This is a genomic window from Mycobacterium sp. WMMD1722 (assembly GCF_049315205.1).
Lineage (GTDB): Bacteria > Actinomycetota > Actinomycetes > Mycobacteriales > Mycobacteriaceae > Mycobacterium.
In genome coordinates this window covers 4,332,933-4,349,097 of record NZ_CP186056.1, presented here as the reverse complement: position 1 = coordinate 4,349,097, position 16,165 = coordinate 4,332,933, and the positions used below count along the sequence as shown (strand labels likewise).

Here is a 16,165-nt window from a genome sequence, read left to right as displayed (position 1 = left end):
TCAGACGTCCTTACTGTCGCCGTCGAGCAGCGACCACTGCGGGCCGTCGGCGGTGTCGGTGACCTCGATGCCCGCCTCCTTGAGGTGGTCACGGATCTGGTCGGCGGTGGCCCAGTCCTGGCGGCTGCGGGCCTCGGCCCGGCTCTCCAGCGCCCACCGCACCAGAACGTCGACCGCGGCCAGCGCCGCCGAGGTCTCGTCGCGCGACTCCCAGCGCTCGTCGAGCGGGTCGCACCCCAGGATCCCCATCATGGCGCGGATGTTGCGGGCCTGCGTCATCGCCGTCTCGTGGTCGCCGGTGTCCAGCGCCCGATTGCCCTCGGCGCGCGCCGCGTGCACCTCCGACAGTGCGATCGGCACCGACAGATCGTCGTCCAGTGCGGCGGCGAACGCCGGGGTCCACTCCCCCGGCACCACCGTGCCGACCCGGCGGCGCACCCGCTGCAGGAAATCCTCGATACCGGTGTAGGCCTTGGCGGCGTCCTGCAGGGCGGTCTCGGAGAATTCGAGCATCGACCGGTAGTGCGCGCTACCCAGGTAGTAGCGCAGTTCGGCGGCCCGGACGCGCTGCAGCACGGCCGGGATGGACAGCACGTTGCCCAGCGACTTGCTCATCTTCTCGCCGCCCATGGTCACCCAGCCGTTGTGCAGCCAGTAGCGGGCGAAGGCGTCCCCGGCGGCGGTGGCCTGCGCGATCTCGTTCTCGTGGTGCGGGAACACCAGATCCATCCCGCCGCAATGGATGTCGAACTCGGAGCCGAGGTAGGCCTCGCACATCGCGACGCATTCGGTGTGCCAACCCGGTCGACCGGGCCCCCACGGCGTCGGCCAGTGCGGCTCACCCGGTTTCGCGCTTTTCCACAACGTGAAATCACGCTGGTCGCGCTTGCCGTCGGTGACGCCCTCACCCTGGTGCACATCGTCGATGCGGTGTCCCGACAGCCGCCCGTACTCGGGGCAGCTCAGGACGTTGAAGTAGACGTCGCCCTGGCCGCCCGGATTCGCCGGATAGGCGTGCCCCCGCTCGATCAGCCGCTCGATCAGTTCCACCATCTGGGTGATGTGCCCGGTGGCGCGCGGCTCGGCCGAGGGCGGCAGCACACCGAGCGCGTCATAGGCGGCGCTGAACGCCCGCTCGAAGGTGGCTGCCCACTCCCACCACGGCCGGCCGGCGTCGGCGGCCTTGATCAGGATCTTGTCGTCGATGTCGGTGACGTTGCGGATGAAAGCGACGTCGAAACCCTTGGCCATCAACCACCGCCGCAACACGTCGAACGCCACCCCGCTGCGGACGTGGCCGATGTGCGGCAGCCCCTGCACGGTCGCACCGCACAGATAGATGGAGGCGTGTCCGGGGCGAACCGGCTCGAATTCGCGCACGGCACCGGTCATGGTGTCGTAGAGCCGCAGGCCAGCGGCGGACGCCGACCCGACGGCTGGAGCGCGATCGGTCACGACGTGCCAGCTTACCGGCCTGAGGGCTGTCAACCCGCATCGACCACGAGAGCTGTGGCAATAGCGGCCAACCCCTCGCCCCGACCCGTCAGTCCCAATCCATCGGTGGTGGTTGCCGACACCGACACCGGCGCACCGATCAGATCGGACAGCAGCTGCTGCGCCTCGGCTCGGCGCGGACCGATCTTGGGCCGGTTCCCGATGATCTGCACCGTCGCATTCCCCACCCGCAGGCCCGCCTCCCGGAGCAGGCCGCGGACATGACGGAGCATGTCGGCCCCGCTGACGCCCTCCCACTCCGGGCGTCCGGTGCCGAAGACCTCGCCGAGATCGCCCAGACCGGCCGCACTGAGGAGCGCGTCGCACAGCGCGTGGGCGCCGACGTCACCGTCGGAGTGGCCGGCACAGCCGTCCGCGTCGGCGAACAACAGGCCGAGCAGCCAGCACGGCCGGCCGGGTTCGATCGGGTGGACATCGGTGCCCAATCCCACGCGCGGAAGATTCACCCGGCACCGGCCAGGATCGCCTCGGCCAGAACCAGGTCCAGCGGCGTCGTGATCTTGAATGCCAGTGGATCGCCGTCGACCACCTGCACCTGCCCGCCGATGTGCTCGACCATGGAGGCGTCGTCGGTGAAACCGCTGCCGTCACCGGCCCGCTGATAGGCGCGGCGCAGCGCCTCGACGTGAAAACCCTGCGGTGTTTGCACGGCCCGCAGCCCGGCTCGCTCCGGGGTGCCGAGTACGGCGCCGTTGGCGTCGACGGCCTTGATGGTGTCGGCTACCGGCAGCCCCGGGACCACGGCGGCGTGACCGTCCTGCAACGCCGCCACCACGCGGGAAATCAGCGCAGGCGGCGTCAACGCCCGGGCGGCATCGTGGACCAGAACGTATTCGGCATCGGACACCTCGGCCAACGCCAGCCGCACCGATTCGGTGCGATCGGCGCCACCGGCAACGATGATCGCGTCCCGGCCGAACACGAGTTTGGCTTCGTCGGTCCGGCTCGGCGGCACCGCGACCACGATGGAATCCACGACACCGGAGTCCCGTAGGCCGGCGATGGCCCGTTCGAGCATGGGTCGCCCACCCAGGCTGACAAAGGCCTTCGGGGCTCCGGCACCGAGTCGTTGACCGGACCCCGCGGCGGGGACCACGGCCACAGTCGTCATCGGCTTCAGGAAGCGGCGGCGAGTGCCTCGTCGAGGATGGTGGCAGCCTTCTCGTCGTCGGTGTTCTCGGCCAGCGCGAGCTCACCCACCAGAATCTGCCGGGCCTTGGCGAGCATTCGCTTCTCACCCGCGGACAGACCACGCTCCTGGTCGCGGCGCCACAGATCGCGGACCACCTCGGCCACCTTGTTCACGTCACCGGAGGCCAGCTTCTCGAGATTGGCCTTGTACCGGCGAGACCAGTTGGTCGGCTCCTCGGTGTGCGGGGCGCGCAGCACCTGGAAGACCTTGTCCAGACCTTCCTGCCCGACGACATCGCGCACACCGACATACTCGGCGTTCTCGGCGGGTACTCGAACCGTGAGGTCGCCCTGGGCGACCTTCAAGACGAGATATTCCTTCTGCTCGCCTTTGATGGTTCGGGTTTCGATCGCATCGATCAACGCAGCACCGTGGTGTGGATAGACAACGGTGTCTCCGACCTTGAAAATCATCAGATTCGAGCCCCTTTCACGTGTCCATCCTAACACGCAGGCCCGACGGGTGGGGATCAACTGCGCAGGTCAGGGGCACAACCGGTGCCAGGCAGGGGTTGACAGGCCCGCGAATTCGTGCAAGGCGCCCGCCCGCGACGGCGTTGCCGGAAACCCCGTTACCAGGCCGTGCGGCGGCCGCTGCGGGCGCGGTAGTCACGTGCCGCACAACACACTTGAGCATCCCGCACCACCCCTTCGCACCGGCCGCGCCGGACAGTTCGGCGGTTCACCGCACGCCCCACCGTGGCCACTGCGCGCGGTCACCTACTACTGTGCATAGTCGAACTGTGGATCGACAGTTGGGCGACCCCCTGCAGGAGGCTTGAGTGAACCGCTTCGCACCGCGCGCTTCTGCCGCGATCCCCGCCCTGGCGGCCTGCGTCCTGGCCGCGGGACTCACCGCCTGCAGCGCAGGCCAGATCAGCCAGACCGCCACCCAGGCGGCGGCGGTCAACGGCGTCGACGCCGGCGTGGGCTCGATCGCCCTGCGCAACGTCCACCTGCGGGCACCGCAGACCTCGGATTACGTCCGCCCCGGCAGCGAGGTCGAGCTGCTGTTCGTCGCCGCCAACAACTCCCCCGACCAGCCGGACCGGCTGGTCGGGATCCGCTCCGATGTGGGCTCGGCACCGCTCCAGGGTGACACCACCGTGCCGCCGAACGGTGTCCTGGTCGCCGGTGAGCCCGACGGACAGATCGCCGCTCTGGAGAGCGTCGACCCGGCTTCCCCGCTGACCGTCGACGTCTCGCTGACCAAGCCCATCACCAACGGTCTGACCTACCCGTTCACCTTCACCTTCCAGCGCAGCGGCGACGTCACCGTGCAGGTGCCGATCTCCGCCGGCGAGGCGCCCCGCCGCGACGACGGCGGCTCCGGTTCCGAGGGGCACTCCGCAGGGCACTGACCTGGTGCCCCGACACGGGGTGCAGCGGCGGCGCGTTTGTCGGTGCCGCCCGATACGGTCGTCACGTGGCCAAGGCACGTACGCAGTACCGATGCTCGGAGTGCCAGCACACCACCGCCAAGTGGGTCGGCCGCTGTCCGGAATGCGGTACGTGGGGCACCGTCGACGAGGCGCCGGTGCTGGCCGCGGTCGCCGGCGGGGCCGCCCGACGCTCCGTGGCTCCCTCCTCTCCGGCGGTTCCGATCAGCAGCATCAGCCCCGGCCGCACCCGCCACGACGCCACCGGTGTCGACGAACTCGACCGGGTGCTGGGCGGCGGTCTGGTGCCCGGTTCGGTCACGCTGCTGGCCGGCGATCCCGGCGTCGGGAAATCCACGCTGCTCCTGGAGGTGGCCCACCGCTGGGCGGCATCGGGACGACGGGCCCTGTATCTGACCGGCGAGGAGTCCGCCGGGCAGGTCCGGTTACGCGCCGAACGCACCGGCTGCACCCACGACGAGCTGTACCTGGCCGCCGAGGCCGATCTCCCGACTGCTCTGGGCCACATCGACGCGGTAGGCCCGACCCTCGTCGTGGTCGATTCGGTACAGACGTTGTCGACCACGGAGACCGACGGCGTTCCCGGCGGGGTCACCCAGGTGCGCGCGGTCACCGCCGCACTGACCATGGCGGCGAAGACGAGTGGCATCGCCATGGTCCTCGTCGGCCACGTCACCAAGGACGGTGCCATCGCCGGCCCCCGATCGCTCGAGCACCTGGTCGACGTCGTGCTGCACTTCGAGGGCGACCGGGCATCTGCGCTGCGGATGGTCCGCGGGGTGAAGAACCGCTTCGGCGCCGCCGACGAGGTCGGTTGTTTCCAATTGCACGACAACGGAATCGAATGCGTCGCCGACCCGTCGGGACTGTTCCGCGACCAGCGCACCACGCCGGTGGCCGGCACCGCGGTGACGGTGACCCTCGACGGCAAACGTCCGCTCATCGGTGAGGTGCAGGCCTTGGTCGGCAACTCGACCGGGCCACATCCGCGGCGTGCGGTCAGCGGGATCGACGCGGCGCGAGCGGCGATGATCGCGGCCGTGCTGGACAAACACAGCCGACTCGGTGTCAGCCCCTGCGACATCTACCTGTCGACGGTCGGCGGCATGCGGTTGACCGACCCATCCTCGGATCTGGCGGTGGCGCTGGCGATGGCCTCGGCGCGCCTGGACTGCGCCATGCCCGCCAACGCCGTGGTGATCGGGGAAGTGGGTCTGGCCGGTGATCTGCGCCGGGTCACCGGAATGGACCGCCGGCTCGCCGAGGCCGCCCGGCTCGGCTTCACCCGCGCGGTCGTCCCGCCGGGCACCACCGCGGTCCCGGCCGGACTGCGCATCCTGTCCGCGGAGAACATCACCTCCGCATTGCAGGTGCTGCGCCGCATCGCCGACAATGACGGCCGATGAGCGCTTGCGCGAAGAGCAGACTGCACCGATGAGCGTTTGCGCGAAGAGCGGACCATCGAGCAAGCAGGAGGACTGATGGCCGTGAAGACCGCCCGGGCGGGGCGCAACGTCGTCGCGCTGGCCCGACCGACGCTGCGCGAGACCCTCGGGCGGCTGGCCCCGGGTACGCCGCTGCGCGACGGTCTGGAACGCATCCTGAGGGGCCGCACGGGGGCCCTGATCGTGCTGGGCTACGACGACAGCGTCGAGACGATCTGCGACGGCGGCTTCGAACTCGACGTGCGCTACGCCCCCACCCGGCTGCGGGAGCTCTCCAAGATGGACGGAGCCGTGGTGCTCTCCAGCGATGGCACCCGCATTCTGCGCGCGAACGTCCAACTGGTGCCCGACCCGTCGATCCCCACCGACGAATCCGGCACCCGGCACCGGTCCGCCGAGCGCACGGCGATCCAGACCGGCTACCCGGTGATCTCGGTCAGCCATTCGATGAGCATCGTCACCGTCTACGTCGCCGGCGAACGCCACGTCGTTCCCGACACCCCGACCATTCTCTCGCGGGCCAATCAGACCATCGCCACCCTGGAGCGCTACAAGTCGCGCCTCGACGAGGTCAGCCGCCAGCTGTCGACCGCGGAGATCGAGGACTTCGTCACCCTGCGCGATGTCATGACGGTGGTGCAGCGCCTGGAGATGGTGCGCCGGATCAGCCTCGAGATCGACGCCGACGTCGTCGAGCTGGGCACCGACGGCCGTCAGCTCAAGCTGCAGCTCGAGGAGCTCGTCGGGGACAACGACACCGCCCGCGAGCTGATCGTGCGGGACTACCACGCCAACCCCGATCCGCCGGCGGCCGCTCAGGTCAGCGCGACGCTCGAGGAACTGGACTCGCTGTCGGACAACGAGCTCCTCGACTTCACGGCGCTGGCAAGGGTTTTCGGATATCCGTCGACGCTCGAGGCACAGGACTCGGCGATGAGTTCACGCGGTTACCGGGCGATGGCCGGCATCCCGCGGCTGCAGTTCGCCCACGTCGACCTGCTGGTCCGCAACTTCGGATCGCTGCAGGGGCTGTTGGCCGCCAGCGCCGACGACCTGCAGTCGGTCGAGGGCATCGGCTCGATGTGGGCGCGCCACATCCGGGAGGGTCTGGCGTTGCTGGCCGAGTCGACGATCGCCGACCGGCTCGCCTGATCGGCGCGTCCGGTCAGCCCACCGCGGGCGGCGGCGGCAGTACGCCCGGGGCACCCGGTGCGGGCACCTGGCCCGGCGGCGCAGCCTGCGCGAGGATGAAGGGCACCGGCGCCGAGCGCAGATTGCCGAGCTGGACGATCAGGTTGTAGGTCCCGGCGCCGATCGGTTGACGGGGCAGCGGGCACTGCGGTGCCGAGCCCATACCGGTCCAGGTGACCTCCGTGGTCACCTGCTCGCCCGGGGCGAACGTCTTCACCAGCGTCTCGTTGGACGGTGCGCAGTCCAGGTTGGACCACAGCCGGGTGTTGTCCATCGAGTACACGTAGGCAGCCAGCACGGCGGCGCCGACATCGCGTTTGCACGCGACCAGGCCGATGTTGGTGACGACCATCGTGAACTTGGGCTGATCGCCGACGACGTACTGAGGCTGACTGGTGATGCCCTTGACCGCGAGCGTCGAATCCGGGCAGTCGTCACCCTCCTGCAGCACGGGCGGCGGCAGCACGGCGGCGGTTGGCGTGGGGGTGGCCGCGGGCGCCTGCGCGGGCGGCGGCACGATCGGCGTCTTGACCTCGGGATTATCCCCCGGCAGCGGTGTCGCGGCCGGCGCGGCCGGCGCGGGTTGGTCGGCAGCCGTGGTCTCGGCACCCGAGCCCCTGGAGACCACCATCAGCACCACCGCGGCGACGATTCCGATGACGACGACCGCGACGCCTATCGCCAGCGCCCTGCGGCGCCAGTAAATCTGCGAAGGCAACGGGCCCTGCGGTTCCAGATCCAACACATGCCCACGGTAAGGCCAGGTCAGCCACTATTGGCCGAGGTGACCCGGCGTGTCGCCTTCGGAGCGCCTCAGTCCTCGCCGATGTCGCCGAGGTGATCGCGCAGCGTCGCCTTCCCGTCGGCCAGGTGGTACGTGACGCCGGCGATCGCCAAGGTGCCCGCGGCGATGCGCTCGGCGATCGTCGCCGAGCGCTCCCGCAGCTGCACGGCCGTCTCGCTGACATGCCTGGTCTCGAACTCGTCGACCCGGGACAGACCCTCGCGGCGTCCGCGCAGGATCGACGGCGTCACCCGTTCGACGACATCGCGCACGTAGCCGCCGGGGATCTCGCCGCCGTCCAGCGCCGACAACGTGGCCTTGACCGCACCGCAGCTGTCGTGGCCGAGTACGACGATCAGCGGCACATCGAGCACCGCCACCGCGAACTCGATCGAGCCCAGCACCGCCGAGTCGATGACGTGGCCCGCGGTGCGCACCACGAACATGTCACCCAAACCCTGGTCGAAGATGATCTCCGCGGCGACGCGGCTGTCGGCGCAACCGAAGACCACCGCCGTCGGATGCTGCCCTTCGGCGAGGCTGGCGCGGTGCTCGATGCTCTGGCTGGGATGCTGAGGAGCACCGGCGACGAATCGCTCGTTACCCTCTCTGAGTGCCTTCCAAGCGGTCACAGGACTGGTACTGGGCATGCCGGTCATTCTGCCCGAGCGGAAATCGATGATCGATCCGGTCGAGCTGTTGGCGTGGTATGCGCGTGAGCAGCGGGATCTGCCGTGGCGCAGACCCGGCGTCAGCGCGTGGCAGATCCTGGTGAGCGAATTCATGTTGCAGCAGACGCCGGTGGCGCGCGTCGAGCCGATCTGGCGGGACTGGATCGCACGCTGGCCCACCCCCTCGGCGACCGCGCAGGCCGGCGCCGCGGACGTGCTGCGCGCCTGGGGCCGGCTGGGTTATCCGCGCCGGGCCAAACGCCTGCACGAGTGCGCGACGACGATCGCCACCGACCACGGCGATGTCGTCCCGGCCGACGTGGACGTGCTGCTCACCCTGCCCGGTGTGGGCGCCTACACCGCCCGAGCGGTGGCCTGCTTCGCCTACCGGCAGCGGGTGCCCGTCGTCGACACCAACGTGCGTCGGGTCATCGCCAGGGCCGTCCACGGCCGTCCCGACGGGCCGGCCAGCGTGCGCGATCTCGACGACGCTGCCGCCCTGCTACCCGAGGGCGATACCGCCCCGACGTTCTCCGTGGCCGTCATGGAGCTCGGGGCCACGGTCTGCACGGCCCGCTCCCCCCGCTGCGGCGGGTGCCCGCTGAGCCACTGCGCGTGGCGATCCCTGGGCTATCCCACCTCGGGCGAACCACCGCGACGGGTACAGCGCTACGCCGGCACCGACCGGCAGGTGCGGGGCCGACTGCTGGCGGTGCTGCGAGACAGTTTGGTGCCGGTGCCACGTGCGGAACTCGACGTGGTCTGGCTCACCGACCCCGCCCAGCGGGACCGCGCATTGGATTCGCTGCTCGTCGACGGCCTGGTGGAACAGACCGCCGACGGCCGTTTCGCGCTGGCCGGAGAGGGTTGCCGATGAGACATTCGCGCCCCAGTCCGTCGCGCCGCGGCGCAAATCGGCGGCCCGACCGCCCCGTAATACGCGATACCGTTAATAAATGAGCCGGAGCCTCGACCAGGTCGTGACGGCGGCCGCCGCGGAATTGATGGCCGCCACGGCGGCCGACGCCGCGGCCAGCTGCACCCGGGTCCTGGCCGATGTCGTCGGGCATCTCGCGGTCGACGTCAGCTTCCTGCGCCACAACGACCACCACATCCACGCCACCCGCCTCGTCGCGGAGTGGCCGCAACGGGAACACATCCCGGACCCCGATCCGATCGGCCTGATCTACTTCGCTGAGGCCGACCCGGTGTTCAAACTCGCCGAGACGCTCAAGACGCCGCTGGTCCTGCGCCCCGAGCCGGAGAACGACGACTACCAGCGCAACATCGAATCCGGTACCGGTGTCCCCCAGGTGTCGATGGCGTGCGTACCGCTGCTCTCCGGTGAGGTCACCTCCGGGGTCCTCGGGTTCATCAAGGCCGGCGACCGCGAGTACACCGACGAGGAACTCAACGCGCTGCAGGCGATCGCGACGCTGTTCGCTCAACTGCAGGCCCGCATCCAGGCCGAGGAACGGCTGCAATACCTCGCCGAACACGACGACCTGTCCGGTCTGCGGAACCGCCGGGCGCTGATCGCCCACCTCGACGAGCGGCTCGCCGAGGGCAATCCCGGGCCGGTCGCCGTGCTGTTCCTCGACCTGGACCGGCTCAAGACGGTCAACGACTACCTCGGCCACAACGCCGGCGACCAGTTCATCAAGCTGTTCGCCGACCGGCTCACGGCGGGAAGCGACACCCCGGCGACCATCGCCCGCGTCGGTGGCGACGAATTCGTGGTCGTACCCGACGAGCCGATGGACGTCGACGAGGCCGCGACATTCGCCCGCCGGCTGCAGACCTGGCTGCAGCGCCGCGTGGTGATCGACGGGGAGATGCTGGCCCGCACGGTGAGCATCGGGGTGGCCGTCGGCAGCCCCGGCCACGACACCACCTCGGACCTGCTGCGCCGGGCCGATCAGGCGTCGCTGTCGGCCAAGAGTGCCGGCGGCAGCAAGACCGAGGTGTTCACCTCGGAGATGGCCGCCCAGCACGCGATCCGCAACGACATCGAACTGCATCTCGAAGGCGTGATCGACGAGGCGGGCAGCGCGCTGGTGCTGCACTACCTCCCGGAGATCGACATGCGCACCGGCGAGGTACTCGGCACCGAGGCGCTGGTGCGGTGGCGCCACCCCACCCGGGGGCTGCTGCTGCCCGACTCGTTCATCGGGGTGGCCGAGTCGATCAACCTGGCCGGGAAACTGGGCCGTCTGGTGCTGCGATCCGCCTGTGCGGACTTCGCGCAGTGGCAGGCCCGCGGGGCGGCCGGCGAGGCGATCCTGCGCGTGAACGTCTCGCCCGTGCAGCTGGTCTCCGACGGCTTCGCGGCGACCGTCGCGGGCACCCTGGCCGACTTCGGCCTGGACGGCCGTTCGGTGTGTCTGGAGATCACCGAGAGCATGGTCGTCCAGGACATCGAGGCCACCCGACACACCCTGGCCGCGCTCAAGGACGTGGGTGTACAGATCGCCATCGACGACTTCGGCACCGGCTACAGCGTGCTGACGCATCTGAAGTCGCTGCCCGTCGACACCCTGAAGATCGACCGCAGCTTCGTCCGCAGTCTGGGCAACAGTCCTGGCGACCTGGCGATCGTCCGGGCGATCCTGGCACTGGCCGAGGCCTTCGAGCTCGAGGTGGTCGCCGAGGGTGTGGAGACGCCGCTCGCGGCCCGGACGCTGCTGGCGCTCGGCTGCCCCCGCGCCCAGGGCTTCCTGTTGTCGCGGCCGATCGACGCGACGGCGATGGAGGCCATGTTCGCCCGGCGCCGCCTGCCGACGGACCCGTGGAGCGAGGACTAGGGCGGCCGGCTTACGCCGAGCGGACCGCCTCGGCGTCCTCCCCGGTGCAGCAGAACCGCCTGCGGTAGTCCGACGGCGTCACCCCGATCACGCGCCGGAAGTGGTGACGCAGCAGGGTGGCGGTACCGAAGCCGGACCGTTCGGCGATGCGGTCGATGTCGAGGTCGGACTCCTCAAGCATCCGCCGCGCATAGAGCACCCGCTGATCGGTCACCCACTGCATCGGGGTGGTGCCGGTCTCCTCGACGAAGCGGCGAGCAAACGTCCGCGCGGACATGTTGGCGCGGCGGGCCAGCGTCGTCACGGTATGCGGTTTGTTCAGATTCGCCATGATCCAGTCGAGCTGCGGGGCGAACCGCTCCGAACAGCGCACCGGAATCGGCTGGTCGATGAACTGCCGCTGACCGCCGTCACGTTGCGGCGGCACCACCATCCGGCGGGCGATCTTGTTGGTGACCTCGCTGCCCAGTTCGCGGCGCACCAGATGCAGGCATGCGTCGATACCCGCCGCGGTGCCCGCGCTGGTGATCAGGTTGCCGTCGTCGACGAACAGCACGTTGCGGTCGACCTGAGCAGTCGGATACAGCCGGGCCAGTTCCGCGGCGTGCATCCAGTGTGTTGTGCACGGGCGGCCGTCGAGTAGTCCGGCCGCGCCCGCGACAAAGGCACCCGAGCAGACCGTCAGGATGATCGCCCCGTTGGCCGCCGCGGTGCGCAGCGCCTCCAGCGCCTCGGGCGGATATCCGTCCGGCCCGGCGCTGATCGCCGGGACCGCGACGAGGTCCGCGCCGACCAGATCGCCGAAGTCGTGATCGGGCGTCAGGGTGGCACCGACCGAGGTGGACACCGGCTTGCCCGCGACCGGGCCGCACACCTTGAAATCGAAGTTCGGCACGCCGTCGGCGGACCGGTCGATCCCGAACACCTCGCAGATCACCCCGAACTCGAAAACCGCTAGACCGTCCATGACCATGGCCGATACGCTCACTAAGGGCATGGCGGAATTTTAGCGCAAGCTGTCAGTCCTGCCACTGTTGGCCGCAAATGCCTCCTCGAAAAATTACTGCCATGACTGTTGCACTCATCACCCTGGTCCTCATCAGCCCCTTCGCGCTGGCCGCCGCGCTCGGCTGGGCGGCACACCGCTCCGGCGTCCTGCGCTGGAATCTCGACCAGTTCCGGGTGTCCGCACCCATGCTGGGCCGGCTGTTCAGCGACGACTGGACCGTCGACCGCGACCTCCACCGCGCCCGACACGACCTCGACGCCGTGCGGACCCGCTTCGAGGAGAACCCGGCCTGGCCGAGCTCAGGGGCGGTCGGCGAGCGTCGCTAGAAACGACTCGACGGCGTGCCGGTAGACCTGCGGTTGCTCGTCGTGAATGAGATGGCCGGCCCCGGGCACGCGCAGATGGGACACGTTCCCGCCCGTGTCGGCCATCTCGCGCATCTGACCGGCCGGCGTGACCGTGTCGCCCGCCTCCAGCAGCAGGGTGGGCGCACGGACCGCACGCCACTGGGGCCAGTAGTCACGACGACCCCACTCGGCGGCGATCTCGATCCAGTTGCCGGGGTGCCCGTGCAGGCGCCAGCCGGTGGCGGTGCGGTCGAACGCCTCGAGGAAGTACTGCCCGGCGACCGGGCCGAAGGCGTCGCACACCTGACGGGCCGCCGTGAATTCGACCGGCAGGGCCCGCAGCCACGGCTCCCACGGCCCCGTCGTGCGTCCCCGGAAGTCCGGCGCCATGTCCTCGACCACCAGTGCGCTTACCAGATCCGGCCGAGCCGCGGCCAGACACCATGCGTGCAACCCGCCCATGGAGTGGCCGATCAGGGTCACCGGCCGGCCCAGTGCGGTGACGGCCCGTTCGAGGTCGGCGACGAATCGCTCCGTGCCGATCGGGTGGTCGTCGGCCACATCGCGACCGCGGTGCCACGGCGCGTCGTAGGTGTAGACCGCCGCGCCGGCGGTCAGCCACGGCAGCACGCGGCCCCACGTCGTCCCGCGGCCCATCAGGCCATGCACCAGAACGGCCGGTGCGCCGGTGCCGCCGCGGAACGTCAGCAGTGCGGTGTCCATGTGCTCATCTTGCCCAGCCGGGACGGTAGCCTGAGACCCATGCCGAGCCAGAACCCTGTGGTGAAGATCAATGCCATCGAGGTACCGCCCGACGCCGGCCCGGAGCTGGAAAAGCGCTTCGCGCACCGCGCGCACGCCGTCGACAATCAGCCGGGTTTCCTCGGCTTCCAGCTGCTGCGGCCCATCAAGGGCGAGGATCGCTATTTCGTCGTCACGCAGTGGGAGTCCGAGGAGGCGTTCCAGGCGTGGGCGAGTGGACCCGCGATCGAGGCGCACAAGGGCCAGGCCACCAAACCGGTGGCGACCGGTGCCACGCTGCTCGAGTTCGAGGTTGTGCTGGACGTTGCGAGGTCTGGCGACAAGGGCTGACGCGACGCGGCGGGCACGCCGGGTGACCGGCCTGGTGAGCACCGCCGCGCTCGTCGTCTCCCTCGCATCCGGCTGTGGTGACAACGCACCGGCCCCTCAGGCCGACGGCGCCTACGGCGCGCATATCAGCACCACGACACCCCAGGGTCTGCGCGCCAAGCAGACCATGGACATGGTCAACTCGGACTGGCCGATCGGCGATGTCAACGTGGCCACCATGGCCGAGGAGAACCAGGTCGACCACATCATCGACGCCATGGGCAATCTGTGGTGGGACCGCCCCATCACCGTGACCGGTGTCGACATCCGCGCGGGTGCGGCGACATTGCACGTCAAGACGCCCTACGGCGCCGAGCAGGACATCGACCTGCGCACCGACGACGAGGGTCTGGTGGACCGGTTCGACGTCACGCTGCGCCCGCCGGTCATCCAGAAGTGGTCGGACATCGACGCGGTGCTCGGCAAGTCCGGGGCGCGCTACTCCTACCAGGTCTCGCGGGTCGCGCCGGGAGACCCGGTCGGCCGCTGCCAGAAGATCGCCGGGACCAACACCGATCTGCCGCTGCCGCTGGCGTCGATCTTCAAGCTGTACGTGCTGCTCGCGGTGGCGCAGGGGATCACCAGCGGCGCCGTGTCGTGGGAGGATCAGCTCACGGTCACCGAGCGGGGTAGGGCCGTCGGCTCGCCGGGTCTGGACGAGCTGCCGGTCGGGTCGACCATCTCGGTGCGGGAAGCGGCACAGCAGATGATCTCGGCCAGCGACAACATGGCGACCGACATGCTGATCGGGCGGGTGGGCCCGGGCGCCGTGGAGCGGGCCCTGGCCGTGGCCGGCCACCACGATCCGTCCAGCATGACGCCGTTCCCGACGATGCACGAACTGTTCTCGGTCGGCTGGGGAGAGCCGGATCTGCGCGAGCAGTGGAAGGAAGCCGACCCCGCGCGGCGCGCGGCGCTGCTGCGCGAGGCCGACACCCGGCCCTACGAACCCGATCCGAACCGCACCCATACGCCGGCATCGGCGTACGGCGCCGAGTGGTACGGCAGCGCGGCGGACATCTGCCGCGTGCACACCGCCCTGCAGGCCGCGGCGGTCGGCGAGGCAGCCCCGGTCAAGGACATCCTCGCGGCCATCCCCGGCATCGAGCTGGACCGCGGCAGGTGGCCGTACATCGCCGCCAAGGGCGGCAACCTCCCGGGCGACCTCACCTTCAGCTGGTACGCCGTGGACCACACCGGTCAGGCCTGGGTGGTGAGCTTCCAGCTGAACTGGCCGCGCTTCCGCAGCCCCACCGCCGCGGGCTGGCTGCTGTCGATCATCCACCAGACCTTCGCGCTGGTGCCGGTCACCGACTGACCGTCACGCAGCCGAGCGCAGCGTCCACACATGGCCGCGAAAGTGCATCACCGTACGGCTCGCCGGAGCGACGTCGATGCGCCAGAACGACTTCGGCGGCGCGTCGAGTGCCACCAGGATCGCCGCGCGGATGACGGCGGGGTGGGTGACGGCGATCAGCCGGCCGCGGGCAGTGGCCAGCGAGGCCAGCCAGCTCGCGGCCCGCTCGATGACCGAGACGACGGATTCGCCACCGTGCGGAGCCTGGGTCGGATCGGTCAGCCACACCGCGAGGTCGGCCGGCGGCACGCCGCCGAGTGCGTCGCCGCGCCACCGCCCGCAATCCAGATCGGCGAGTCGGGGTTCGACCTCCGCCGAGAAGCCGAGAAGTTCGGCGGTCTGCCTGACCCGCTTCTCCGGACCGCAGTACACCGCGTCGGCAGCACCGAGAGAGGCGCAGCTGTCGACCTGGCGGTGACCCACCGCGTTCAGCGGCTCATCGGTCGGGAACCGCCCGGCTGCCATGGCGTCGGTCATGCCGTGCGACACCATGGTCAGCCGGACGACTTCGCTCACGCCGTCAGCAACTCCCGGCGTCTGCCCTCGAGCAGTCGCGCCGCCAGCGGCGCGAACACCAGCGCGATCGTCGCGTAGATGACCACCTGGGTGCCCAGCGAATACAGCCGGAATTCGTAGAGGACGTCAGCCGGGAAGCCCTCGTAGACGATCGCCCCCGCGTCGTCGCGCAGCGGGCCCGGTGTCTCGTGGATGGCCGGTAGGACGAGCATCAGGACGGCCACAGCGGCGAAGTAGGCACCGGCGGCGGCCAGGGTGGCGTTCCAGTTCCCGAGCCGCTCGGCCAGCCGCCGGCCGAGGTAGACCGCCCCGACCAGTAGCGCCGCGGACAGCACGACCATCAGCAGATACAACAGCGTGCGCTGACGGATGGTCTCGTCCAGGCTCAGGGCGGGCGGGCTGGCCGGGTACTTGAGGTTGGGTACCACGTAGAGGCTCAGCAGCATCCCGCCGGCGACGTAGACCGACAGCAACCGCGCCGACACGTCGCCGACGCGCCCGTAGGCGACGGTGAAGACCACCGCGAACAGGGCCGCGATGGCGACGCTGAACAACAGCACCCCCAGGCCCATGCCGATGTTCATCTGCACGGCGCGGTCGAATCCACCGCCGTCACTGTGGCTGTGCGGGGCGACCCCCGAAGCGGTCTCCATGGCCTCGTGGGCGGCGCCCACCCCGTCCTCGTAGCCGATGGCCAGATCGATGCGCGGTTCGACGAAGATCCGCGCGAACAGGAACGCGAGGACGCCGGCGATGGCGCCGGCCAACAGACCGCGCCCGATGATGTGTTTCTCCATGTTCGGT

The 16,165-nt window shown here is 70.0% G+C and carries 18 protein-coding genes; 8 read left to right on the top strand and 10 right to left on the bottom strand.

All coding sequences use genetic code 11. From position 1 onward, the window contains the following. From cysS to carD, 4 genes are read right to left on the bottom strand one after another with little or no spacing between them, the layout of a single operon-like run. A complete protein-coding gene (gene cysS / locus ACN27E_RS20855) occupies positions 1-1,455 on the bottom strand; it encodes a cysteine--tRNA ligase (RefSeq protein ID WP_422744344.1) in 1,455 nt (484 codons plus the stop codon). Between the two features lie 29 nt (positions 1,456-1,484). Next, positions 1,485-1,961, bottom strand: a complete 477-nt coding sequence (ispF, locus tag ACN27E_RS20850; RefSeq protein WP_422744342.1) for a 2-C-methyl-D-erythritol 2,4-cyclodiphosphate synthase — start codon at positions 1,959-1,961, stop codon at positions 1,485-1,487. Further along, positions 1,958-2,626 carry a 2-C-methyl-D-erythritol 4-phosphate cytidylyltransferase gene (gene ispD / locus ACN27E_RS20845; RefSeq protein ID WP_422744340.1) on the bottom strand — a complete coding sequence of 223 codons (669 nt, stop codon included), beginning with the start codon at positions 2,624-2,626 and terminating at the stop codon, positions 1,958-1,960. The genes ispF and ispD overlap by 4 nt, the downstream gene beginning before the upstream one ends. 5 nt (positions 2,627-2,631) lie before the next feature. Then, complete coding sequence (carD, locus tag ACN27E_RS20840; RefSeq protein ID WP_422744338.1) at positions 2,632-3,120, bottom strand: RNA polymerase-binding transcription factor CarD; 489 nt, start codon at positions 3,118-3,120, stop codon at positions 2,632-2,634. 368 nt (positions 3,121-3,488) lie between these two features. Between carD and ACN27E_RS20835 the strand changes: the two genes are divergently transcribed. The 3 genes from ACN27E_RS20835 to disA all read left to right on the top strand — a co-directional run bounded on the left by ACN27E_RS20835 (position 3,489) and on the right by disA (position 6,703). After that, on the top strand, positions 3,489-4,067 hold the full coding sequence (locus tag ACN27E_RS20835) for a hypothetical protein (protein ID WP_422744336.1): 579 nt from the start codon (positions 3,489-3,491) through the stop codon (positions 4,065-4,067). Between the two features lie 65 nt (positions 4,068-4,132). Then, positions 4,133-5,512: a DNA repair protein RadA gene (radA, locus tag ACN27E_RS20830; protein WP_422744334.1), complete on the top strand. Its 1,380-nt coding sequence runs from the start codon at positions 4,133-4,135 to the stop codon at positions 5,510-5,512. 75 nt (positions 5,513-5,587) lie between these two features. Then, positions 5,588-6,703, top strand: coding sequence for a DNA integrity scanning diadenylate cyclase DisA (disA, locus tag ACN27E_RS20825; RefSeq protein WP_422744332.1), 1,116 nt, complete (start codon positions 5,588-5,590; stop codon positions 6,701-6,703). Between the two features lie 13 nt (positions 6,704-6,716). Here the strand turns inward: disA and ACN27E_RS20820 are convergent, their stop codons facing one another. Together ACN27E_RS20820 and ACN27E_RS20815 are read right to left on the bottom strand one after the other, a co-directional pair. Beyond that, entirely contained in the window at positions 6,717-7,487 is a 771-nt protein-coding gene (locus ACN27E_RS20820; RefSeq protein WP_422744330.1) for a hypothetical protein, read from the bottom strand. Positions 7,488-7,555: 68 nt separating this feature from the next. Further along, complete coding sequence (locus ACN27E_RS20815) at positions 7,556-8,176, bottom strand: carbonic anhydrase (protein ID WP_422744328.1); 621 nt, start codon at positions 8,174-8,176, stop codon at positions 7,556-7,558. Positions 8,177-8,204: 28 nt separating this feature from the next. Here ACN27E_RS20815 and ACN27E_RS20810 point away from each other — a divergent pair, with 28 nt between their 5' ends. Both ACN27E_RS20810 and ACN27E_RS20805 read left to right on the top strand, forming a co-directional pair. Further along, complete coding sequence (locus tag ACN27E_RS20810; protein ID WP_422750015.1) at positions 8,205-9,074, top strand: A/G-specific adenine glycosylase; 870 nt, start codon at positions 8,205-8,207, stop codon at positions 9,072-9,074. Between the two features lie 79 nt (positions 9,075-9,153). Next, positions 9,154-11,001, top strand: a complete 1,848-nt coding sequence (locus ACN27E_RS20805; RefSeq protein WP_422744326.1) for a putative bifunctional diguanylate cyclase/phosphodiesterase — start codon at positions 9,154-9,156, stop codon at positions 10,999-11,001. A gap of 10 nt (positions 11,002-11,011) precedes the next feature. Here the strand turns inward: ACN27E_RS20805 and ACN27E_RS20800 are convergent, their stop codons facing one another. Continuing rightward, positions 11,012-11,998, bottom strand: coding sequence for a GlxA family transcriptional regulator (locus ACN27E_RS20800; RefSeq protein ID WP_422744324.1), 987 nt, complete (start codon positions 11,996-11,998; stop codon positions 11,012-11,014). 71 nt (positions 11,999-12,069) lie between these two features. On the opposite strand from ACN27E_RS20800, the gene ACN27E_RS20795 reads away from it, so the two are divergent. Beyond that, positions 12,070-12,336: a hypothetical protein gene (locus ACN27E_RS20795; protein WP_422744322.1), complete on the top strand. Its 267-nt coding sequence runs from the start codon at positions 12,070-12,072 to the stop codon at positions 12,334-12,336. Here the strand turns inward: ACN27E_RS20795 and ACN27E_RS20790 are convergent. Continuing rightward, the gene (locus ACN27E_RS20790) at positions 12,310-13,080 is read right to left on the bottom strand and encodes an alpha/beta fold hydrolase (protein ID WP_422744320.1); all 771 of its coding nucleotides are present in this window, start codon (positions 13,078-13,080) and stop codon (positions 12,310-12,312) included. The genes ACN27E_RS20795 and ACN27E_RS20790 overlap by 27 nt on opposite strands. A gap of 39 nt (positions 13,081-13,119) precedes the next feature. Between ACN27E_RS20790 and mhuD the strand changes: the two genes are divergently transcribed. Next, a complete protein-coding gene (gene mhuD / locus ACN27E_RS20785; RefSeq protein WP_422744318.1) occupies positions 13,120-13,449 on the top strand; it encodes a mycobilin-forming heme oxygenase MhuD in 330 nt (109 codons plus the stop codon). Beyond that, a complete protein-coding gene (locus ACN27E_RS20780; protein WP_422744316.1) occupies positions 13,424-14,806 on the top strand; it encodes a serine hydrolase in 1,383 nt (460 codons plus the stop codon). The genes mhuD and ACN27E_RS20780 overlap by 26 nt, the downstream gene beginning before the upstream one ends. Positions 14,807-14,809: 3 nt before the next feature. On the opposite strand, the gene ACN27E_RS20775 is transcribed toward ACN27E_RS20780, so the two are convergent. Together ACN27E_RS20775 and ACN27E_RS20770 are read right to left on the bottom strand one after the other, a co-directional pair. After that, on the bottom strand, positions 14,810-15,361 hold the full coding sequence (locus ACN27E_RS20775; RefSeq protein ID WP_422744314.1) for a histidine phosphatase family protein: 552 nt from the start codon (positions 15,359-15,361) through the stop codon (positions 14,810-14,812). Then, entirely contained in the window at positions 15,358-16,158 is an 801-nt protein-coding gene (locus tag ACN27E_RS20770) for a CbtA family protein (RefSeq protein ID WP_422744312.1), read from the bottom strand. The genes ACN27E_RS20775 and ACN27E_RS20770 overlap by 4 nt, the downstream gene beginning before the upstream one ends. Positions 16,159-16,165 lie beyond the last annotated feature (7 nt).